Origin of the sequence: Bradyrhizobium sp. B117, assembly GCF_038969555.1 — a bacterium.
Taxonomy (GTDB): domain Bacteria; phylum Pseudomonadota; class Alphaproteobacteria; order Rhizobiales; family Xanthobacteraceae; genus Bradyrhizobium.
This window is the reverse complement of sequence record NZ_CP152414.1, coordinates 6,043,561-6,064,763: the sequence shown is the minus strand read 5'-3', so window position 1 is coordinate 6,064,763 and position 21,203 is coordinate 6,043,561. Positions and strand designations below refer to the sequence as shown.

Sequence of the window (21,203 nt, the reverse complement as noted above, 5' to 3'; positions counted from 1 at the left end):
CTTGCGTTCTATTTGCCGATCATCATTTTCGGAGCGATCCTCGAAGCGATTTCGAATCAGAATGTATCTTCGCCCATCCAGGAGCCGCCAAGAGTCGACTAGACGACGATCCTCTAGCGCACTCTCTGGTACCGACGCGCCAGCGTCGGCTTACGCGTTCGAATATTTCTTCAGTTCGAACCGTGCGATCTGGTTGCGGTGCACCTCGTCCGGCCCATCCGCAAGCCGCAGCAGACGCGCCGTCGCGTAAGCCTGCGTCAGGCCGAAATCGTTCGACGTGCCGCCGCCGCCATGGGCCTGGATCGCCCAGTCGATGATCTGACAGGCCATGTTGGGCACCGCGACCTTGATCATCGCGATCTCGCTTTTCGCGACCTTGTTGCCGACGGTGTCCATGGCGTAGGCGGCGTTGAGCGTCAGCAGCCGGGCCTGCTCGATCATGATGCGGGCTTCGGCGATACGCTCCTGCGTCACGGTCTGCTCGGAGACCGGCTTGCCGAAGGCGATACGGCTGCGCACGCGGCGGCACATCTTCTCCAGCGTGCGCTCGGCAAGGCCGATCAGCCGCATGCAGTGGTGGATGCGGCCCGGGCCGAGGCGGCCCTGCGCGATCTCAAAACCGCGGCCTTCGCCGAGCAGCATGTTTTCCTTGGGCACGCGCACGTTGGTGAAGACGACCTCGGAGGCCCGATCGGGCACGCCGTAGAAGCCGAACACGGGCAGGGGACGCTTGACCTCGATGCCGGGCGTGTCCATCGGCACCAGGATCATCGATTGCTGCTTGTGGCGGTCCGGATTGTCGGGATCGGTCTTGCCCATGAAGATGCAGATCTTGCAGCGCGGGTCGGTCGCGTTCGTGGTGTACCATTTGCGGCCGTTGATGACGTAATGGTCGCCGTCGCGCACGATCGAGCTCTCGATGTTGGTCGCATCGGACGAGGCGACCGCCGGCTCGGTCATGGCGAAGCAGGAGCGGATCTCGCCTGATAGCAGCGGCTTCAACCAGCGCTCCTTGTCCTTCTCGCTGCCGTAGCGCTCCAGAACCTCCATGTTGCCGGTGTCGGGCGCGGAGCAGTTGAACACTTCGGGCGCGAGATGCGAGCGGCCCATGACTTCGCAGAGCGGAGCATATTCGAGATTGGTGAGGCCGGCGCCGTGGCGCGACTCCGGCAGGAACAGATTCCACAGCCCTTCGGCGCGTGCGAGCGGCTTCAGCTCCTCGACGACGGGATAGACCTTCCACGGCCCGAGCTCTTCCGCCTCGCGATAGAAGCGTTCCTCGTTCGGATAGATGTGTCGGTCCATGAAGCTTTCCAGCTTGCGCTTGAGCTCGACGACTTTGGGCGACATCGGGTAGAGCATTTTAGGTCTCCTTGATCGATGAACGGCGCAGCGTGCGGCGCAATTGTACGTCGCGTCAGGCGACGCGATACTCTTTGAACTTCTCGCGCAGCGCCGATTTCAGCACCTTGCCGGTGCCCGTCATCGGGAATTCGTCGAGGAATTCGACGGCGTCGGGCAGCCACCAGCTCGCGATCTTCGGGCGCATGTGATCGAGCAGCGCCTTGCCGTCGACGGTGGCGCCTTTCTTGCGGACGACAAGGAGCAGGGGACGCTCCTGCCATTTCTCGTGCGCGATGGCGACGACGGCAGCTTGCAGAACGTCGGGGTGCGACAGCGCGATGTCCTCGAGCTGGATCGAGGAGATCCACTCACCGCCGGACTTGATCACGTCCTTGGAGCGGTCGGTGAGGGTGACGTGACCCTGGCTGTCGATCACTGCCATGTCGCCGGTGATCAGCCAGCCGTCGCGGTCGAGGCCTTCGTCGAGCTTCATGTAGCCGGAAGCGACCCAGGGACCGCGGGCGCGCAAATGGCCGACGGTCTTGCCGTCGCGCGGCAGCTCATTGCCGGCATCGTCGACGATGCGCAAATGCGTGCCGAAGCAGGCGCGGCCGGAGACCTGACGGCGATCGAACTTCTCCTTGTCGCCGAGATACTCCGAGCCCGGTCGCAAGCCCGGCATCGAGCAGCCCAGCGCCTCGGTCATGCCCCAGGCCTGGATATAGTCGACGTTGTAGTCGCGCTTGAGCTTCTCGACCATCGCGCGCGGCGGTGCCGAGCCGGACGACAGCGTCGCGCGCAAGGTGGAGAACTTGTTGCCGGTGCGCCCAAGCCAGTCGAGCAGGATCAGCCAGAAGCTCGGCACGCCCGCCGACAGTGTCACCTTCTCGCCCTCGAGCAATTCATAGAGCTTGTCGGGCTCGTAATTGCGGCCGGGCAGCACCAGCTTCGATCCGGTATAGGGCGCAGTGAACGGCATGTTCCAGCCGTTGCCATGGAACAGCGGCGCCATCGGCATCATCACCTCGCGCACGCCCTCGACATGGCCGGGCAGGAAGTCGAAATTGCAGCAGGTCATGGTCTGCAGGATCGCGGCGCGGTGCGAGTAGATCACGCCCTTGGGGTTGCCGGTCGTGCCCGAGGTATAGCAGATGGTGGAGGCGGATTTTTCGTCGAACTCCGGCCAGGTGAAGCCGGCATCGCTCTCCTTGTCCAGCAGCTCCTCGTAGCAATGCACGTTGGCGAGCTTCGTCTCCGGCATGCGCTCGCGCGAGGACATCACGACAAAGGCCTCGATCGTCTTCAGCTGCGGCGCGATCGCCTCGACGATCGGCAGCGTGGCGCGGTCGATGAACAGCAGCCGGTCTTCGGCGTGGTTGATGATGTAGATCAGCTGCTCGGGAAACAGGCGCGGGTTGACGGTGTGCAGCACATAGCCCATGCCCGGCGCGGCATAGAACATCTCGAAATGCCGGTGGGTATTCCAGGCCAGCGTCCCGACGCGGTCGCCACGCTGCATGCCGAGCCGCTTGAGCGCCAGCGCCATGCGCTTGATGCGCGGATGGGCGTCTGCATAAGTGTAGCGATGGATGTCGCCCTCGATCTCGCGCGCGACGATCTCCGCTTCGCCGTGATAGTCGGCGGCGTACTGGATCAGGCCGCTGATCAGCAGCGGCATGTCCATCATCAATCCCTGCATCGTTTCCCTCCGGAGCGCCATGTCGTTGCACGGCATAGGCTTGTGATTGGCGCTGCAAAGTTAGCGGAACGTCACGCGGCGTTCACGCAAAAAACCGCTGATGTGATTGCATGCGTCACTTTTTCAGGGCTAACCTGCTGTGAGTGCCTGCGAAGCAGCGCTCGCCGTGGAGGAAATGAATGTCAGCGGAAAGACACAAGACCGGTACAGCCGGCGAGTCTACGGTCGACATTTCCGCACTTCGTGCCCGCTATCGCGACGAGCGCGACCGCCGTCTGCGCAGCGAGGGCAAGGCGCAATATGTCGAGGTGACCGGCGAGTTCGGCCGTTACCTCGACGATCCCTGGGCCGATCCCGGCTTTGCGCGCGCGCCTGTCAGCGAACAAACCGAAGTTCTGATCGTCGGCGGCGGCTTCGGCGGTCTCTTGTGCGGCGCGCGTTTGCGCTCGGCCGGCATCGACGATTTTCGCATCGTGGAAAAGGCCGCCGATTTCGGCGGTACCTGGTACTGGAATCGCTACCCTGGAGCTGCCTGCGACACCGAGAGCTACATCTATCTGCCGCTGCTGGAGCAGACCGGCTACATGCCGGTCCGCAAATATGCGCGGGCGCCCGAGATCTACGAGCACTCCCGCCGCATCGGCCGTCACTTCTCGCTCTACGAGCGGGCATTGTTTCAGACCGTGATCTCGCGGATGGAATGGCAGGAGCAGGAGGCGCGCTGGCTGGTCGAGACCGATCGTGGTGACCGTATCCGCGCCCGCTTCGTCATCCTCGCCGGCGGCCCGCTGAGCCGCCCCAAGCTGCCGGGCATTCCCGGCATCGAAAGCTTCAGGGGCCACAGCTTCCACACCAGCCGCTGGGATTATGGATATACCGGCGGCACCGCCGAAGGTGACCTGACCGGCCTTGCCGACAAGCGCGTCGGCATCATCGGCACCGGCGCTACCGCCGTGCAATGCGTGCCGCATCTCGGCCGCGCGGCAAAGGCGCTCTACGTCTTCCAGCGTACGCCATCGGCGATCGGCGTGCGCGACGACCGGCCGACGGATCAGGACTGGGCGGAGAGCCTCGAGCCCGGCTGGCAGCGTGAGCGCATGGACAATTTCACCGCGGTGATCTCAGGCCTGCCGGTCGAGCGCGATCTGGTGCAGGACGGCTGGACCGGCCTGCTCGGCGAGATCCTGCTGGCGCCGCGCCGCCAGCCGCAGCCGGTGACCTCGATGGAGGAGGCGCTGAAGGTCATCGAGCAGGCCGACTATCGCAAGATGGAGGAGATCCGCGCCCGCGTCGATGCGATCGTGAAGGACGAGGCGGCCGCGGCGGCGCTAAAGCCCTGGTACAAGGCGTTCTGCAAGCGGCCGTGCTTTCATGACGAATATCTCGACACTTTTAATCGTCTCAATGTGCATCTCGTCGACACCAAAGGGCGGGGCGTCGAGCGCATCACCGAGAATGCCGTCGTGGCTGGCGGCAAGGCCTATGAGCTCGATTGCCTGATCTATGCCAGCGGTTTTGAGGTCGGCACCGATTACGCCCGCCGCATGGGTTTTGAAGTTTACGGCCGCGACGGCACCAGCCTGTCAGAGCGCTGGCAGGGCGGCGTCAAGACGCTGCACGGCTTCTACAGCCGCGGCTTCCCGAACTGTTTCCTGATCGTCACGGTGCAGGCCGGCCAGAGCGCCAATTTCCCGCACATCATCGACGAGCAGTCGCAGCATATCGCCTATGTCATCGCCGAAGCGCGCAAGCGCAAGGCGCGCACGCTGGAGCCGACGCTGGCGGCCGAGAACGCCTGGGTCGAGGAGGTCGTCAAGGCCGCGCTCGGCCGCCAGACTTATCTCGCCGAATGCACGCCCGGCTATTACAACAACGAGGGCGTGTTCGATCCGATCGCGGCGCGAAACAGCCAATATTGGCGCGGGCCGGTGGCCTTCCTGCGGCTGCTCGACAAGTGGCGCAAGGAGGGCAATCTGGACGGGCTGGAATTGACATCCGAGGTTGCGGCTTGAGCAACACGATCCCGGCCCCGACAGGCGCCACGCGGCTCTACGTCATCGTCGGCGATCCCATCGCGCAGGTGCGCTCGCCCGAAGGCGTGAGCGCCGCCTTCGCCGCACGCGGCCACGACGGCATCCTGATGCCCATTCAGGTCACCCCGAGCGATCTGCCCGACTTCCTTTCGGTCGCAGCGCGGCTGAAGAATCTCGACGGCATCGTGGTGACCATCCCGCACAAATTCGCCTGCTACCAGGCCTGCGCCGGCGCGACCGAGCGCGCGCATTTCCTGCGCACCGTCAACCTGATGCGCCGGCGCGCCGACGGTGCGTGGCATGGCGACATGGTGGACGGTCTCGGCTTCGTCGGTGCGGCGCGGGCGAAGGGGATCAACCCTGCGGGCATGCGGGCGCTGCTCGTCGGCGCCGGCGGCGCGGGATCGGCGATCGCGCTCGCGCTGGTCGAGGCCGGCGTGCGCGAGCTTGCCATTCACGACAGCGCGGCCGAACGCCGCGACGCGCTGATCGGCCGGCTCAATGCCCTCGGCAAGGCGCCGGTGCGGGTCGGCAGCACCGATCCGGCGGGCTTCGATTTTGTCGCCAATGCGACACCGGCGGGGATGAACGACGGCGATCCGCTGCCGGTCGATGTCGCGCGGCTAGCGCCGACGTCCTATTGCGGCTGCGTCATCACCAAGCCCGAGGTCTCGCCCTTCATCGCGGCGGCCCGCCGGATCGGCTGCGTGACCGGGACCGGCACGGACATGTACCAGCAGCACCAGGGCATCATGGTGGATTTCCTGCTGGGAACGGACGAGGCGTGACCGCTGGTGTCAAGGGCTTTGCCTGGATTGATTGTAGCCATCGGGACTTGAGCGATTGCAACTGACGTAGGATCATGCGCTTGCGCGAGCCGGTCGCGCAGCAGCAAGAGGAACGCGCAATGATCAAGGGCAGGACAGTCGCGACGGCGGTGATTGGCGCGACCGCGCTGCTGCTCTCTCTGCCTGTGGCCGAGGCCGCGCAATGCGGTAGCTCTGCCGCGGGCTTCGAGGCCTGGAAGCGCGAGTTCAGCGCCGAGGCCCAAGGCAAGGGCATCGGCCAGACCGCGATCTCGGCGCTGATGCAGGCCAATTACGCCAGCGCCACCATCGCGGCCGACCGCGGCCAACGCAGCTTCTCGCTGTCGCTCGACCAGTTCCTCGCCAAGCGCGGCGCCACCACCATCGTCGCCAGGGGGCGGCAGCTCAAGCAATCGCAGGCCGCCTTGTTCGCCTCGATCCAGCAGCGCTATGGCGTCCCGCCGGGACCCTTGATCGCGATCTGGGGCATGGAGACCGGCTTCGGCAGCCAGCGCGGTAACCAGAACATGCTGTCGTCGATCGCGACCCTGGCCTATGACTGCCGCCGTCCCGAATTCTTCACCGACCAGCTCTATGCCGCGCTGAAGCTGATCGACCGCGGCACGCTGTCGGGGGCAACCCGCGGCTCCATGCATGGTGAGGTCGGCCAGACCCAGTTCATGCCCAAGAACATCCTGGCCTATGGCACCGGCAATCTCGACGTTGCCGCCAACGCGCTGAACTCGACGGCGAATTTCCTCCGGGCCCATGGCTGGCGGGCGGGAGCCGGTTACCAGCCGGGCGAGCCGAATTTCGCCGCCATCGAGGCCTGGAATGCGGCGGGCGTCTATCAGAAGGCGATCGCGCTGATGGGCCGGCAGATCGACGAGGGCGGGGCGGCCGCCTCCCGCTGACCAGAGCCGTCGTTTCGAACGGGGCTCTAGATTCTTGTTTTGACGCGTTTTCTTGACGCGAACCGGCGTCAAGCTTCGCGCGAAGACGCTCTTGCTCAGCAAGGCGTGATGTGTCGGCGCGAGAAAGTTGTTGCCATCAGGAACTGACGGCACGACGTTTGCTTTGATCAGGTTCGGGGCTGGGCATGAGGAGACTCAACGATGGCAACCCAGATCGTGATGGACCAGACTGGCGATACGCGCCACGAGTTTGATCCTGGCAATGCCGAAGCGCTGGCGCGAGCCGAACGGCGCTTTCGGGAGCTGACCGGAGCCGGCTTCACCGCCGCCCTCCGCACCGGGCCGGGCGAAGTCACCCGGATCCGATCGTTCGACCCGACCGCGCAGGAAACGCTGTTCTATCCCCGCCTGGTCGGCGGTTGATCTGAGCTGCTCATGTTCGCGGCAGTTTGGCTTCGCGCGCCGGCGCGTGCGCGTTTGCATGCGCTGCGCGAGCTCTATCGGCGCTTCTTCGGCGAGAACACGCCGGATGCGCGCGGCCGCCGGCTGCTGGCCGAATGGCTGTCGCCGGAGCAGCGTGCGCAGTTCGAGGAGCACCGGTATTTCGATGTGATCGGCGGCGATACCGGCAAGACCTATCGCATCCATTACGGCACCGCCGCCAATGTCCATGAGATCGACGGCGACGGGCACGCGACGATGGGATGGTGCTTCGTCCCGTCAGGCTTCCTGGTGCCGGGCGACGTGATGCTGGCACAGAAGATCGCGCTTGAAACGGACGAGAGGGGCGCGCTGGCGCTCGCCAACCGGTTTCCGCCGGCGACCCATTCGGAGCACTTCTACCGGCGGCCGTTCTAAAGCGCGATGAGATCAGGATAGATCGTCATCGCGCTTGAGGTTGTTGTCTAGGTGACGTCGGCTCCAGCGCCGCGAGGGCGCGGCGGTCAGTAATGCGTGGTGCGATAGGCATCCACCGCATGTGCCGTAAAGACGCCGATGCTGCAAAGGGCGAGGAGGGCGGAGATCAGCTCGATCATAGCTCGTCCTCCCGCAGCGGCTGGGCGACGAGGTGCTGGCAGCAGGCGTAATCGTAGATCAGGTCGAGGATGAACTGCATGGTGGCCGTCCCTGTATTTATTTTGACAACCACTTAACCGGCCATCTGTTTCAGGGGTGTTTCGTCGTTTTGGGAAACGGGTTTCGCGGGGAACCTCGGGGCTGGCTTGTGCGGCGCGGAGCCGCTATTTCCCGTTTCTGGTCAATCCCTTCAATCGCGCGCCTCCAGCGGGCGGGCACATCATATTGCGAGGCAAAATCATGGCGCAGGTCGAGTGGTTCGACGATCTCACCATCGGAATGCGGTTCAAATCGCCGGAAGTTCAGGTCACCGAGGCCGACATCAAGCGTTTTGCGGCGGAGTTCGATCCGCAGCCGATGCACCTCGACCACGAGGCCGCCAAGGCCACCCTGTTCAAGGGCCTCGCTGCATCAGGGTGGCACACCGCCGCGATCGCCATGAACCTCGCGGTTCAGATCCGCCCTTTCGGCCCGCATCCGCTGATCGGCGCAGGGGTCGACGGCCTGCGCTGGACCATGCCGGTGCGGCCCAACGACCGCCTGCATCTGGTCGGCGAGGTCATGAGCCTGACGCCGTCGAAGTCGAAGCCGCAGGGCATCGCACTGGTGAAATGGACGATGTTCAACCAGGACGGCGAGGAGGTTTACACCTTCACCCCGATCGCGATCGTGCCGCGGCGGGCGTAAGGGCCGCCCCCAACGCCGTTGGGCCTCGTCAGACCCTTGCGGGCCGCCGGGAGAGATGGTCATCTCCCTGCGGGGAACACGCTGGGAGGCTGACATGAAACGATTACTTTTCGCGGCCGGAATGCTCGCAGGGGTTCTGAGCGCAGCCGCCTTGAACACAAGCCCGGCGCTCGCACAACAATCCAAGGTCGGCGACTGGACCATCGAGAAGCGCACGCAGGACACGCATTGCAATGCGAGCCGCGGCTACAAGGACAAGGACGACGATAACCGCGACTACGTCATCGTCATCACCTATTCCGACAAGGCCATCGTGATGGTGATGATCTACGACGGCTGGGAATGGGACAAGGTCGGCGAGATCCTGCGGGCCGATGTCGGCACCGATGATGCCGACATCATGAAGAAGGCGAAGTGGGAGGTCATGGACAAGACCACCGTGCGCGGCATCTTCGAATACGACCAGTCGATCATGGACCGGCTCTCGAAAGCCAAGCGCCTCACGCTCGATTTCGAGGACGATGACGACGACAGCATCGAGATGCAGATCCCACGCGCCGGCGAAGCGCTCGCCGCGCTGAAATTCTGTGAGGAGAACCGGAAGTAGATTGCGTCAGGCACCGCTCTCGTAGGGTGGGCAAAGCGCGAGCGTGCCCACCAATTTTTGCATTCGGCACGAGATCGTGGGCACGGCGCCACGCGCCTTTGCCCACCCTAAGAGAGCCGATGGTGACGCAAATTGCGTCGAGGCCTGATCGCATACAAAGCCTGCGCGCAGCGTGCGCGTGACTCATCGCACACAGCCCGATCGCTGTTCGCATTAATCCTAGTCTTTGGCGAAAACGTCCAAGCCGCATCCTGCGGTTGACGTTACGCAAGGACGATGTTCGATATTCCAGCATTTCGCTGCAATCCTTTTTCCTCGTCGAGAGCGGCGCTTGACCGTCCCGTTCGCTCCTCCGGTTCCCGAATTGCGAGCCCCCTTCGTCACCGGGGCTGTGCCCTGATCGCATCGTCCGGCAGATGACCGTCGTCCATGCGAGCCGGTTCTCGTCGCTGGTCGGCGACATCTACGATGCGGCAATTGATCCTGCGCTGCGAAGCGCTGTGCTGGAGCAGGTTGCTGAATTCGTCGGAGGGTTCGCGGCGACGATCCTGTCGCGCGATGTGGCCGGGCTCTCGATCGAGATCCATCAGCATTTCGGCACGGAGTTTCGGTTCCGTGAGCTCTATCGTGACCGCTACGTGGAACTCGACCCGCTGCTCGATCGCCATCCCGGTCTCGCTGTCGGGCAGACCGCCGGCGTGACCGACATCATGCCTCATTCGGATTTCGTGGCGACCAGCTTCTACCGGGAATGGCTCGAGCCTCAGGATGCGATCGATCTCGCGGCAGTCGCGCTCGACACGTCGGGCACGCGCACCACGATCTTGCAGGTGCTGCGCCATCGATCCCGCGGACCCGTCGACGACACCATGCGCGAGCGCATGCGGCTGCTTGCGCCGCACCTCCACCGTTCCAGGCTCATGGGCCGGCAGATCGGGGCCCGCTTGCATACCGTGGACGACCTCGCCGATGTCCTCGACGGCCTTGGCACCGCCATCTGCCTGCTCGACGCCGACGCGCGTGTCGTCCACGCCAACGCCGCGTGCCGGCAGCTGGTCGCCGATGGCAATCTGCTGGCGATTGTCGGCGACCGGATCGTCGCGCGTAACACCCAGACCGACAAAATATTCCGCGGTCTGTTCGACGTCGCAACCAATGGCGGAACTGAACCGAGCGGACGTCGCCAGATCGAGCTCGTGACTTCGGCCGATGGCCAGCATCACCTGATCCATGCCTTTCCGCTGAAGCGCGAGCGCAACCAGCCGCGCGATATCGCGGCCACCGTGCTCTTCGTGCAAAAGGCCTCGATGGTGCCTTTGCTCGCAACCGAGGCGATCGCGGCGGCCTTCAGGCTGACGCCGTCCGAATTGCGCGTGTTGATGGCCATCATCGAGATCGGAGGCGTGCCCGACATCGCGGCCAAGCTCGGCATCGCCGAGACGACGGTGAAGACGCATCTCGGCCGCCTGTTCGAGAAGACCGGCGCCGGCAGGCAGGCCGATCTCGTGAAGATCGCCGCCGGCTTTGCCGTGCCGTTCGGTCGGCGCACCAACGGCGGTGACGTGTGAGCCATTTCACATCATTGGCCCCGACGTGGCGCAATCTCAATCCATTGTGATGAGCAAAGCCCGCGGGTCCTCCGATTGCAGGACGCGTATCATCTAAGCCTTTCGTATATCGCGCTCGTGAATGAAGGGCAGCGAGCGTCGCGAACGTGCCGCGACGGCATGGAACGCGGGTGAGGAAATGACGGCATGCGGCCGGGCCTGCCCGTCGTTGGAGAGATTGCAGTGAGCAGCAAGATTGATTTTTCGGTTCTCAATGTTTCAACAATCGAAATTCCTGAAGGCGAGCGAATCCCGCTGCTTCGCGATTTCTACTGCCGCGGGGTGTTGAAGGCGGAGGTCGAGGCAAGGAACGGCAAGCCGGCCGCGGCGAGCTTCACCTCGCACATCTTGTCGGAAGCCCAGTTGCTGATGGGCGGATTGTGCGGAGCCCGGGTCATTCGCACCAGGCAGCTGGTTGCCGATGGCGACGACAGCCTCGCTTTGATCGTGAACAGGTCGGGCGTTCTCGGGATATCCGAGCGCGGACACGATCTGGCGCTTCGCGCCGGACAAGCCGTCCTGACCAGCGCGGAGGACGTCACGACGTTCGAGCGGTTGTCGCTCGGGAGCTGCTTCTCGTTGCGTGTGCCGCGACGCGTGCTGGCACCGATGATCGTGGACGTCGATGACGCCGTGATGCGTGTCATGCCGGAAAGCTCCACCGGGCTTCGTTTGCTGGTCGATTACGCGGTGACCTTGGTGCGGGAGAAGGCGTTCGACACGCCCGCGCTACGGCAGCTCGCGGTCGGGCATCTGCACGATCTTCTCGCGCTCGTCCTCGGAGCCACCGGCGAGACGCGCGAGCTCGCCGGACGGCGCGGCGTCAAGGCGGCCAGGCTCCAGAAGGCGAAGGTCTCGATCGCCAACAATTGCTGGCGGCAGGACCTGTCGGTAACGGCGGTGGCGCAGGAGCTCGGCGTGACGCCGCGTTATCTCCAGCGCCTGTTCGAGGCCGACGGCAAGACGTTCTCCTCCTTCCTGACCGAGCAGCGCGTCAAGCGCGCCCATCGCATGCTGCGCGAGCCCGAATACGCCGAACGCACGGTGAGCTCGATCGCCTACGATGTCGGCTTCGGCGATCTCTCTTATTTCAACCGCTGCTTCCGGCGGACTTATGGCGCGACGCCGAGTGACGTCAGGAGCGGCGAAGTGCCGTGACCGCCCTCTGCGCGCCGACTGGGTCATGACCTGGCAACGCTCGCGCGACCCGCTGGAGTAAGTCGATGCGCCGTTTCTTCTTCGACCTTCTGGTCGGCAATATCGTGAAGATCGACCCGGGCGGCATGGTGTTCGAATGCGCCGAGGCGACATTCGTGGTGGCCGACGAGATGGCAAGCCATCTCTTCGTCTGGCGTGATGATTTGCGTGGCCGCGACGCCTGGATCCGTGTCAGAGACAAAGGCGGCCGCGAGATCTATCGCGCCGCGGTCTGGGCCGAGAGTGCGGAGAAAGCGGGATGGGACCAGGCGTGAGCAGGCGGGCGACGGTGTAGCAACGCTGCACCAGTGGGGCGCGAAACGCCCTCAGTTCGTCCTGGCCCGAAACCCGGTCGTCACCGTCCAAGTCGAAACCGGCGTCCCTTTCTACGTTGGCGTTCAGCGAATCCAAATTCGCAAGAGCGGCCTCGTCCGATCGGAGGAGGTCGCTGGCAACGTGCCTGTGAGCTGAGGGACTGAAAATGATTGAGACGGGTGGGGACGGTGTTGCGCGATGGCGTTTGGCGCGGCGATCGCTGCTGCTTTTGCTGCCGGCTGCGCCGGTGTTCATCAGCGAGCCCGCGAGAGCGGCCTGTACGCCGACCGCGCCGGTCAGCAATGCGACGGTGGTGTGCGCAACTGACACCGACACCCAGCAGGGCGGCGGCACGGGCTATGGCGCGCGCGGCGACAACAACAATATCTATGACGTCCGATCGGGGGTGACCGTCCATGGAAGGTTCTTTGGCCTCCAGACCGGTGAGGGCGCTGTCATTGTCAACGCCGGGAAGATCGAGGGAACGTTCTCGGCTGGTATTACAGGTGGCGACATGACCATCTCGAACCTCAGCGGAGCCACGATCATCGGCTTTCACGCAATCACCGCTTCAACCCTCAACCTCACCAACGCAGGCACCATCGCGAGCGAGGCGGGCGGACGCGGCAGCGGCGTCGAAGCGTTTGTCGCCAATATCAGAAATTCCGGCACGATTTCCGGCGTCGGGCCCGACACGGTCGGCATCAACGGCGACACGGTGAACCTGATCTCGAACACCGGAATGATCTCCGGCGATGCGGCCGGGGTCACCGGCATTACCCTGAACCTGACCAACGACAGCTCCGGCGTCATCACCCAGATCGCGGCAACCGGAGGCGCCATCCAGGCCTCCGGTCTGGCGACGGTGGTGAACGCAGGCAATATCGCCGGTCACGCGTTCGGCGTATCCGGCCAGGACGTCAACCTGTCGAATCTCGCCTCTGGTACCATCACCGGCGCCAACGCGGTGATCGCGGACCAGTCCGTGATGGTCGGCAATGCGGGGCTGATCCAGTCGAGCGGCAATGCCATCGTCGCGAATACCGCAGACGCGACCGTTCGCAACAGCGGAACGATCACCGGCACAGGGTTCGCCATCCACGCAGCCAAGACGGCAACCGTGATCAACAGCGGCACCATCTCCGGCGGATCGTCGGCCGTATTTGCCGAAACCGTCAACGTGACGAACACGGGACAGATCTCGGCGAATGGTTTCGGCTTGTCCGGTAGCAGGGTCAATCTCGACAATGCCGGAACCCTCAACGGAGGTGACCGCGGCATCAATGCGATCGTCGGTAACGTCAACAATTCCGGCACGATTACCGGGAGGGAGACGGCGGTCAACGCCAACATCGCCAACGTGACCAACACCGGTTTGCTTCAGGCCTCGGCCACCAACGGCATCGGGATCCTGACGACCCAGGCGACTGTCAACAATTCCGGCACCATCATCGGCAGGATCGGCATTCAGTCGAGCGATGGATCGAATATCACGAACTCTGGCACGATCACCGGTGCCGCCGGGAAGGCGATTCAGCTTTCCAACAGGGCTGACACGCTGACACTGCTGCCGGGCTCGAAGATCAACGGCGTGGTCGATTTCGGCTTTGGCGCCGATGTGATCAACATCAATCTGTCGCCGATCAGCAGCAGAGTGTCGTCGCTAACGACGATCAGTCTGCCGACCTTCATCAATTTCGAAGGCACCATCAATACCGTCACGTCGGCAGGCGCCTTCAACGGTCCGTCAGTCGTGTCCGGCACCACGCTGGCAACGCTCGATCCCACCGCGCTGGCGCAGACCGACCGCACGCTGATGGATTTCACCGGCGGCGTATCCTCGCTGGTGCAAGGGCGCCTGAACGGTGGCACGGGGCCGGCCGGCAGCAACATGATGGCGATGGCTTATGCGCCCGAGACGGCGCAGGCCAGTCCCTTCACCAAGGCGCCGCGCAGCCTCTGGACCGATTCGGCGCCGATCACGGTCTGGGCCAACTCCTTCGGTGGCCAGCGCATCCAGGACGAGACGGTCTCGACCTTGCGCGCGACCTCGACGGCGTGGGGTGGTGCGATCGGCATCGACCGCAGGGTGCAGCCGAACTGGCTGGTCGGCGGCTTCCTCGGCGGCGGGCAGGGCGGCCTCTCGGTCGATCTCAACTCGCAATCGGTCGATACCAACTACGTCTTCGGTGGTGTCTACAGCCGGTTCGAATGGGCTGCGCAGTTCTTCGACTTCACCATCCAGGGCGGCAATGCCGACAACAAATCACGCCGCCTGGTCCTGAACAATGCCACAGTGGGCGGCATGGAGACGGCCACTGCAAACTACAGCGGTTGGTACGTCAGTCCAGAGGTCGCCTACGGCTATAAGCTCGAGATCGGCAACGGCTATCTGCTGACGCCGACGGCGCGGCTGCGTTACGTCGCCGGCCGCTTCGACGGCTATAGCGAGACCGGCTCGACGCAGGGGCTGTCGGTCGGCAGCCGAACGCTGCAGGACTTTGAGGAGCGGGGCGAGGTGGATTTGTCGCGCGTGACGGACTTTGCCGGCGGCGAGCTCAAGGCCAATGTCCATGGCGGCGTGATCGCGCTCCAGCGCGTCGGCGACACCAACATCAACACGGTGCTGCTCGGGCAAAACCTCTCTTTCGTCACGCCCGGCAGCCGCTCTACGGTCGGTGCAGTCGCGGGCTTCGGCTTCGACTACCGCACCACGCGCAACGTCTCCGTGTTCGGCGCCGTCGAGGGCATGATGATGTCCGACCAGAGCCGCACCGGCACGGCGAAGGGTGGCGTTCGCGTCGCGTTCTGAGCCGGCATCAGCCCTGGCGGTCTGAACGCGGCGCCCTGCCGGCCGGGCTCCATCCGCCCGGCCGGCGCCTCCTACGATCGGTGGATGCCGCATGTTGTGGTTGTGCTATGCCTGGGGATATTGATCACCCGGGCCATTTCAGCCCATGAACGCGTGCCGCGATCGGCCGGTCTCGTCAGGCTCGCCGCGGCAGTCTCAATCCGCTCGTCAGCCGACCAGTCAATCGCGGCTCGGCGTTGAACCTTTTGCTCTCGCGCAGGACTCACAGAAGCCGCCGGGCATCCCGAACATTCCGCTCTCTCAGTTCATGACCATTGGCTGTTCCGATGTCCCGACTTCCGAAACAATCCGAGCTGATCGAGAGCATCTATGACGCCGGCCTCAACCCGGAGTTGTGGAACGATGTCGTGGTCATGCTCAATGGATATATCGGCAGCCAGGCCTGCGGTCTGATCTCCAAGGACCCGGTCAGCAAATCCGGCGCGACGCATTATTACTGCGGGGTCGATCCGCACTACATCCAGCTCTATGCCGAGACCTACGCCCAATACGATCCGCTTGCGCGGCTCCCACAATTCGGCGAAGTGCGCAACATCCCCGATCTCGTGAATTTCGACAAATATCGCCGCGGACGATTCTATCAGGAATGGCTGCGCCCGCAGGGCTGCGTTGACGTCGCCAACGTGGTGCTGGAGCAGTCGAAATCTCCGTGTCCGATGTTGCTGACCGTGATCCCGGGCAGGGACATGCTCGATGCCGCGCAGCGCGCGCGCATGCAGTTCCTCGTCCCTCACACGAGCCGGGCGCTGCTGATCAACCGCGCGATCGAGCGCAAGCAGCAGCACGCGACCGCGCTCGCCGACGTCGTCGACCGCCTCAATGCCGGCGTGATCCTGCTGGATGCGGCCTGCAATATCGTCCACTGCAATCCGGCCGCCGAGACGATCCTGGCCGCCGACGATGTCCTGCGTACCGTCTCGGGCCGGCTCGTGACCAGATCGTCCGAGGCCAATCGGGCCCTGTGCAACATCTTCCGCGACGCCGGGGAGGTTGCCGTCGCGGCGGCGGCCGATCGAAAGATTCCCCTGACGTCGGATGACGGATCGTACTACGTCGCGCACGTGATCGCGCTGCCGTCGCTGCTGCGCGAGGGCGTGACGGGGCGCACGACGGCGATCGGTGCCTTGTTCGTCTGGAAGGCGGAACTCGACGGCCGCTCGTCTGCCGGCCTGATCGACCGCACGTTCGATCTGACGCCGGCGGAACTCAGGGTGCTGCAGTCGATCGTCCAGGTCGGCGGCGTGCCGGAGACGGCGGCCGCGCTCGGTATCGCCGAGACCACCGTGAAGACGCATCTGCATCGTGTCTTTGCCAAGACCGGCGTTTCGCGTCAGGCCGATCTCGTCAAGCTCGCGGCGGGATTCTCCAATCCGCTCGTGCGCTGACGCGCAAAACATGAGCCGTGCGTAACGCGAGTCGCTGCAGCTCGCATCAGGTTCAAAGCCCAACCATCATGAGAAAGTTATCGTGCCTCATTCGTTCGGGTGACGCGATTTTCCGCGCGCTCTCTTACGAGATGTCACGCGATCTGTTGTTCGACACTGCGATCTCGGTGTGAAGCAACTCACGTCGCGCTGGTCGAGAGGGATTGTCATGCGAACGGCGTCACCGCTTTCGGTCGGCAGGTTCCGCGACATCGTCGCCCGCATCGGCGCAGCATTCCGCGAGCAGCGCGAGATCGAGGCGCGGCGCGCGTTGCGGCGCTATCGCCGCCTCTTGGAGCCGGTGCACGAAACATTGCCTTTGAACCAATTCATTCCAGTCAGCAATCAAGAGGATATCTCAGATAATGCCAACGGATCTGATGCGTGCGAGCACGCCGCCCGCGCCCCCGCGTTCGAGCGCGCGTAACGCCAATATCGTCGCGATCGCCCTGACCGCGGCACTCGTCACGCTGCAGCTGATCGGGCTCGCAATGCTGGAGCGGTCCCACGCTCACGCGATGCAAGTGTCGTTGCCTCGTGAACAGGCCGTTTGTTCCGAGAGCGCCGAGATTCCTATTTCGCAGATTCACTACGATTGACCGGAGGACGGCTTGTGCCTGACGTCACGACCTTGATGCTGCTCAGCGTTGCCGTCTTCGCCGGCGCCTTCGTCTCGGGTCTCTCGGGCTTCGCGTTCTCGGCGGTGGCGGGTGCGATCCTGCTTCGGGTATTTCAGCCGCTCGAAGCCGTGCCGCTGATGATGGCGTGCAGTATCGGCGTGCAGGCCACCAATCTGTGGGCGCTCCGGCGCAGCATCCGCTGGGAGGGCAGTCTGCTGCTGATCGTCGGCGGGCTGATCGGCGTTCCCATTGCGGTGTCGCTGTTGCAGACCGCGGACACGCACCTTCTCCGGCGCGGTTTCGGCATCATCGTCGCGCTCTATGCCGCCTACATGCTGCTGCGGCCGACGCTGGTCACGGCCGGCGAGGCGGTCGGCCGCCACTGGGTCGCGCTGATCGGATTTGGGGGAGGGCTGGTCGGCGGGCTCACCGCGATGCCCGGCGCGATCCCGACGATCTGGTGCGACATGCGCGGCATGCCCAAGAGCGAGCAGCGGGGCCTGGTGCAGCCCTTCATCGCGGCGATGCAGCTGTTCGCGATCGCGCTGCTGGTCGGGCACCAGGATCTGTCGTCAAAGGTCTTCGTCGATCTCGCGATCAGCCTGCCGGCGCTGTTCGCCGGCTCGGCGCTGGGCGTGATCGCCTTCCACCGGGTCAACGAGACGGTCTTTCGCAAGACCGTGCTCGTTCTGTTGCTCGTCTCAGGGATTTCCCTGATCTAGTGACCGACCTCGTGGCTCATGCCCTGCACAGGCGCCGCACTGATGTCGCTGCTGTGATGCACCAGCGGCTTGTCGCCGGTGATGGTTCTGAGCAGCACATAAAACACCGGCGTCAGGAACAGGCCGAACACGGTGACGCCGATCATGCCGGAGAACACCGCAACGCCCATCGCCCGCCGCATCTCTGAGCCCGCGCCGGTCGAGAGCACCAGCGGCAAGACGCCCATGATGAACGCCATCGACGTCATCAGGATCGGACGAAGCCGCAAGCGGCTCGCCTCGATCGCGGCCCGGATCGGCGTGCGTCCTGCGAATTCGAGCTCGCGCGCGAATTCGACGATCAGGATCGCGTTCTTGGCGGACAGGCCGACCAGCACGATCAAGCCGATCTGGGTGAAGACGTTGTTGTCGCCCTTGGAGATCCAGACGCCGAACATCGCCGCCAAGAGGCCCATCGGCACGATCATGATGATCGAGAGCGGCAGGGTCAGGCTCTCATAGAGCGCAGCCAGCACCAGGAAAACCAGCAGGATCGCCAGCGGGAACACCCAGATGCCGGAATTGCCGGCGATGAACTCCTGATAGGTCAGGTCGGTCCATTCGAAGGCAAAGCCCGGCGGCAGCGTCTCTGCCGCGATCCGCGTCGCCGCCTCCTGCGCCTGGCCCGAGGAGAAGCCGGGCGCGGCCGCCGCGTTGATGTCGGACGACAGGAAGCCGTTGTAGCGGATCGCGCGCTCCGGCCCCGCGCTTTGGCGGATCTTGAGCAGCGCCGACAGCGGCACCATGTCGCCCGAGGACGAGCGCACCTTCAACTGCCTGATGTCGTCGGCGCGGGCGCGGAACGGCGCGTCGGCCTGGACCCGGACCGAATAGGTGCGGCCAAACTTGTTGAAGTCGTTGACGTAGTAGGACCCCAGGTAGATCTGCAGCGTGTTGAACACCTCGGTCACGGGCACGCCGAGCTGCAGCGCCTTGGTGCGGTCGATGTCCGCGAACAGCTGGGGCACGTTGACCTGGAAGCTCGAGAACACGCCGGCGATCTCCGGCGCCTTCTGCATCGCCGCCATGAACGCCTTGGTCGCCTCGTTCAGCGCCTCATAGCCCAAACCAGCACGGTCCTCGATCTGCAGCTTGAAGCCGCCGATGGTGCCGAGGCCGTTGACCGGCGGGGGCGGGAACATGGCGATGAAGGCTTCCTGGATGCCCGCATATTTCTTGTTCAGCTCGGCCGCGATCGCGGGTCCGCTGAGCGAGGGATCCTTGCGCTCGTCGAACGGTTTCAACGTCGAGAACACGATGCCGGCGTTGGAGGAGTTGGTGAAGCCGGAGATCGACAGGCCGGGGAAGGCCACGGAGCTCTCGACACCGGGCTGGGTCAGCGCGATGTCGCTCATCTTGCGGATCACCTCTTCGCTGCGGTCGAGCGTGGCGCCGTCGGGCAGGCGGGCGAAGCCGACGAGGTACTGCTTGTCCTGGCCCGGCACGAAGCCGCTCGGCACCTGCTGGAAGAGCAGGGCGGTGAGGCCAACCAGCACCACATAGAGCCCCATCACCGCGGCCTTGCCGGAGATGACCTTGGTGACGGTGCCGCTGTAGCTCTCCGACGAGTAGGTGAACGCCCGATTGAAGCGGCGGAAGAACCAGCCAAGGCTCTTCTCCATGATGATCGTCAGCTTGTCCTTCGGCTCGTTGTGCCCTTTGAGCAGCAGCGCCGAGAGCGCCGGAGACAGCGTCAGCGAGTTGACGGCGGAGATCACGGTCGAGATCGCGATCGTCAGCGCGAACTGCTTGTAGAACTGCCCGGTGAGGCCGGAGATGAAGGCCAGCGGCACGAACACCGCGATCAGCACCATCGCGATGGCGATGATCGGACCCGACACCTCGCGCATCGCCTGGTAGGTGGCATCGCGCGGCGACAGCCCGGCCTCGATGTTGCGCTCGACGTTCTCGACCACGACGATGGCGTCGTCGACGACGATGCCGATCGCCAGCACGAGGCCGAACAGGCTGAGCGCGTTGATCGAGAAGCCGAACACATGCATCACCGCGAACGTGCCGACGATCGAGACCGGCACGGCGAGCAGGGGGATGATGGAAGCACGCCAGGTCTGCAGGAACAGGATCACGACCAGAACCACCAGCGCGATCGCTTCAAGCAGCGTGTGGATGACGGCCTCGATCGAGGAGCGTACGAACTGGGTGGGATCGTAGACGATCTGGTACGACACGCCCTCCGGCATGTTCTTCTTGATCTCGGCCATGGTGGCGCGGACGTTGTCGGAGATCTGCAGCGCGTTGGAGCCCGGCGCCTGGAAGATCGGGATTGCGACCGCCTGCTTGTTGTCGAGCAGCGAGCGCAGGCCGTATTCGGAGGCGCCAAGCTCGATGCGCGCGACATCACGAAGACGAACCACTTCGCCGCGCGAGCCGGTCTTGACCACGATGTCGCCGAACTGCTCCTCGTTGGCGAGACGTCCTTCCGCATTGACCGACAATTGCAGGTCGATACCCCTAACGTTGGGGGACGAGCCGACCACGCCGGCGGCAGCCTCGACGTTCTGCGCCTGGATCGCTTTCACGATATCGCTGGCAGTCAGCCCGTGCTCGGCCGCCTTCTGCGGATCGACCCAGACCCGCATCGAATAGTCGCCGGCACCGTAGAGCTGGACGTCGCCGACGCCGTCGATGCGCGCCAGGCGGTCCTTGACGTTGAGCACGGCGTAGTTGCGCAGATACGTCATGTCGTAGCGGCCGTTCGGCGACAACAGATGCACCACCATGGTGAGGTCGGGCGACGACTTCTTGGTGATGATGCCGAGCTGGCGCACCACGGCAGGCAGGCGCGGCTCGGCCTGCTGCACGCGGTTCTGCACCAGCTGCGTGGCCTTGTCGGGGTCGGTGCCGAGGCGGAACGTCACCGTCAGCGTCATTGCGCCATCGGTGGTCGCCTGGCTCGACATGTACAGCATGTTCTCGACGCCGTTGATCTGCTCCTCGATGGGAGTAGCCACCGTCTCCGCGATCACCTTGGGATTGGCGCCGGGATAGGTCGCGCGCACCACAACCGAGGGCGGCACCACGTCGGGGTATTCCGAGATCGGCATCGCGAACAGCGAGATCAGCCCTGCGAGGAAGATCAGGACCGACAGCACGCCGGCGAAAATCGGACGATCAATGAAGAACTTTGAGAGATTCATGGCTTTGCCCCTGGGCAATATCCTGCGGTTCTCCGACAGCTCCCCCCGTCATTCCGGGGCGTGGGCGAAGCCCGCGAACCCG

General features: G+C 64.3%; 17 protein-coding genes. 14 read left to right on the top strand and 3 right to left on the bottom strand.

The genetic code is table 11. The annotated features are described in order from the left end of the window. Positions 1-150: 150 nt before the first annotated feature. Both AAFG16_RS29730 and AAFG16_RS29725 read right to left on the bottom strand, forming a co-directional pair. Positions 151-1,362: an acyl-CoA dehydrogenase family protein gene (locus AAFG16_RS29730; RefSeq protein ID WP_342730996.1), complete on the bottom strand. Its 1,212-nt coding sequence runs from the start codon at positions 1,360-1,362 to the stop codon at positions 151-153. A 55-nt stretch (positions 1,363-1,417) separates the two neighbouring features. Further along, entirely contained in the window at positions 1,418-3,043 is a 1,626-nt protein-coding gene (locus AAFG16_RS29725; RefSeq protein ID WP_342730995.1) for a long-chain fatty acid--CoA ligase, read from the bottom strand. Positions 3,044-3,222: 179 nt separating this feature from the next. Here AAFG16_RS29725 and AAFG16_RS29720 point away from each other — a divergent pair, with 179 nt between their 5' ends. The 14 genes from AAFG16_RS29720 to AAFG16_RS29655 all read left to right on the top strand — a co-directional run bounded on the left by AAFG16_RS29720 (position 3,223) and on the right by AAFG16_RS29655 (position 17,924). Further along, entirely contained in the window at positions 3,223-5,055 is a 1,833-nt protein-coding gene (locus AAFG16_RS29720) for an NAD(P)/FAD-dependent oxidoreductase (RefSeq protein ID WP_342730993.1), read from the top strand. Continuing rightward, entirely contained in the window at positions 5,052-5,864 is an 813-nt protein-coding gene (locus tag AAFG16_RS29715; protein WP_342730991.1) for a shikimate dehydrogenase, read from the top strand. Before AAFG16_RS29720 ends, AAFG16_RS29715 begins: the two co-directional genes overlap by 4 nt. Positions 5,865-5,983: 119 nt before the next feature. Continuing rightward, a complete protein-coding gene (locus tag AAFG16_RS29710; protein ID WP_283080051.1) occupies positions 5,984-6,796 on the top strand; it encodes a lytic murein transglycosylase in 813 nt (270 codons plus the stop codon). A gap of 201 nt (positions 6,797-6,997) precedes the next feature. Next, positions 6,998-7,219 carry a hypothetical protein gene (locus tag AAFG16_RS29705; protein ID WP_007592399.1) on the top strand — a complete coding sequence of 74 codons (222 nt, stop codon included), beginning with the start codon at positions 6,998-7,000 and terminating at the stop codon, positions 7,217-7,219. A gap of 12 nt (positions 7,220-7,231) precedes the next feature. Continuing rightward, positions 7,232-7,654 (top strand): hypothetical protein, encoded by a 423-nt coding sequence (locus AAFG16_RS29700; protein ID WP_283080050.1) that lies wholly within the window; start codon positions 7,232-7,234, stop codon positions 7,652-7,654. A 459-nt stretch (positions 7,655-8,113) separates the two neighbouring features. Next, positions 8,114-8,560 (top strand): MaoC family dehydratase, encoded by a 447-nt coding sequence (locus tag AAFG16_RS29695; RefSeq protein WP_283080049.1) that lies wholly within the window; start codon positions 8,114-8,116, stop codon positions 8,558-8,560. A 94-nt stretch (positions 8,561-8,654) separates the two neighbouring features. Beyond that, positions 8,655-9,167, top strand: a complete 513-nt coding sequence (locus AAFG16_RS29690; RefSeq protein ID WP_342730980.1) for a hypothetical protein — start codon at positions 8,655-8,657, stop codon at positions 9,165-9,167. 416 nt (positions 9,168-9,583) lie between these two features. After that, positions 9,584-10,735, top strand: coding sequence for a LuxR C-terminal-related transcriptional regulator (locus AAFG16_RS29685; protein ID WP_342730978.1), 1,152 nt, complete (start codon positions 9,584-9,586; stop codon positions 10,733-10,735). Positions 10,736-10,957: 222 nt separating this feature from the next. Further along, a complete protein-coding gene (locus tag AAFG16_RS29680; RefSeq protein WP_342730976.1) occupies positions 10,958-11,932 on the top strand; it encodes an AraC family transcriptional regulator in 975 nt (324 codons plus the stop codon). Between the two features lie 65 nt (positions 11,933-11,997). Beyond that, entirely contained in the window at positions 11,998-12,246 is a 249-nt protein-coding gene (locus AAFG16_RS29675) for a hypothetical protein (RefSeq protein ID WP_342730974.1), read from the top strand. A gap of 206 nt (positions 12,247-12,452) precedes the next feature. Beyond that, on the top strand, positions 12,453-15,098 hold the full coding sequence (locus AAFG16_RS29670) for an autotransporter domain-containing protein (protein WP_342730972.1): 2,646 nt from the start codon (positions 12,453-12,455) through the stop codon (positions 15,096-15,098). 326 nt (positions 15,099-15,424) lie between these two features. Next, positions 15,425-16,543, top strand: coding sequence for a LuxR C-terminal-related transcriptional regulator (locus tag AAFG16_RS29665; protein WP_342730970.1), 1,119 nt, complete (start codon positions 15,425-15,427; stop codon positions 16,541-16,543). A gap of 169 nt (positions 16,544-16,712) precedes the next feature. Then, on the top strand, positions 16,713-17,009 hold the full coding sequence (locus AAFG16_RS29660; protein ID WP_342730968.1) for a hypothetical protein: 297 nt from the start codon (positions 16,713-16,715) through the stop codon (positions 17,007-17,009). 186 nt (positions 17,010-17,195) lie between these two features. Beyond that, positions 17,196-17,924 carry a sulfite exporter TauE/SafE family protein gene (locus AAFG16_RS29655; protein WP_342730966.1) on the top strand — a complete coding sequence of 243 codons (729 nt, stop codon included), beginning with the start codon at positions 17,196-17,198 and terminating at the stop codon, positions 17,922-17,924. On the opposite strand, the gene AAFG16_RS29650 is transcribed toward AAFG16_RS29655, so the two are convergent. Continuing rightward, positions 17,921-21,121 (bottom strand): multidrug efflux RND transporter permease subunit, encoded by a 3,201-nt coding sequence (locus AAFG16_RS29650; RefSeq protein WP_342730964.1) that lies wholly within the window; start codon positions 21,119-21,121, stop codon positions 17,921-17,923. The genes AAFG16_RS29655 and AAFG16_RS29650 overlap by 4 nt on opposite strands. Between the last annotated feature and the right edge of the window lie 82 nt (positions 21,122-21,203).

Bases quoted from the DNA above. Each gene is read 5' to 3' on its own strand.
- AAFG16_RS29670 (WP_342730972.1), top strand. From the start codon at position 12,453: ATGATTGAGACGGGTGGGGACGGTGTTGCGCGATGGCGTTTGGCGCGG.
- AAFG16_RS29675 (WP_342730974.1), top strand. From the start codon at position 11,998: ATGCGCCGTTTCTTCTTCGACCTTCTGGTCGGCAATATCGTGAAGATC.
- AAFG16_RS29700 (WP_283080050.1), top strand. From the start codon at position 7,232: ATGTTCGCGGCAGTTTGGCTTCGCGCGCCGGCGCGTGCGCGTTTGCAT.
- AAFG16_RS29705 (WP_007592399.1), top strand. From the start codon at position 6,998: ATGGCAACCCAGATCGTGATGGACCAGACTGGCGATACGCGCCACGAG.
- AAFG16_RS29725 (WP_342730995.1), bottom strand. From the start codon at position 3,043: ATGCAGGGATTGATGATGGACATGCCGCTGCTGATCAGCGGCCTGATC.
- AAFG16_RS29665 (WP_342730970.1), top strand. From the start codon at position 15,425: ATGTCCCGACTTCCGAAACAATCCGAGCTGATCGAGAGCATCTATGAC.
- AAFG16_RS29720 (WP_342730993.1), top strand. From the start codon at position 3,223: ATGTCAGCGGAAAGACACAAGACCGGTACAGCCGGCGAGTCTACGGTC.
- AAFG16_RS29650 (WP_342730964.1), bottom strand. From the start codon at position 21,121: ATGAATCTCTCAAAGTTCTTCATTGATCGTCCGATTTTCGCCGGCGTG.
- AAFG16_RS29730 (WP_342730996.1), bottom strand. From the start codon at position 1,362: ATGCTCTACCCGATGTCGCCCAAAGTCGTCGAGCTCAAGCGCAAGCTG.
- AAFG16_RS29710 (WP_283080051.1), top strand. From the start codon at position 5,984: ATGATCAAGGGCAGGACAGTCGCGACGGCGGTGATTGGCGCGACCGCG.
- AAFG16_RS29695 (WP_283080049.1), top strand. From the start codon at position 8,114: ATGGCGCAGGTCGAGTGGTTCGACGATCTCACCATCGGAATGCGGTTC.
- AAFG16_RS29690 (WP_342730980.1), top strand. From the start codon at position 8,655: ATGAAACGATTACTTTTCGCGGCCGGAATGCTCGCAGGGGTTCTGAGC.
- AAFG16_RS29685 (WP_342730978.1), top strand. From the start codon at position 9,584: ATGACCGTCGTCCATGCGAGCCGGTTCTCGTCGCTGGTCGGCGACATC.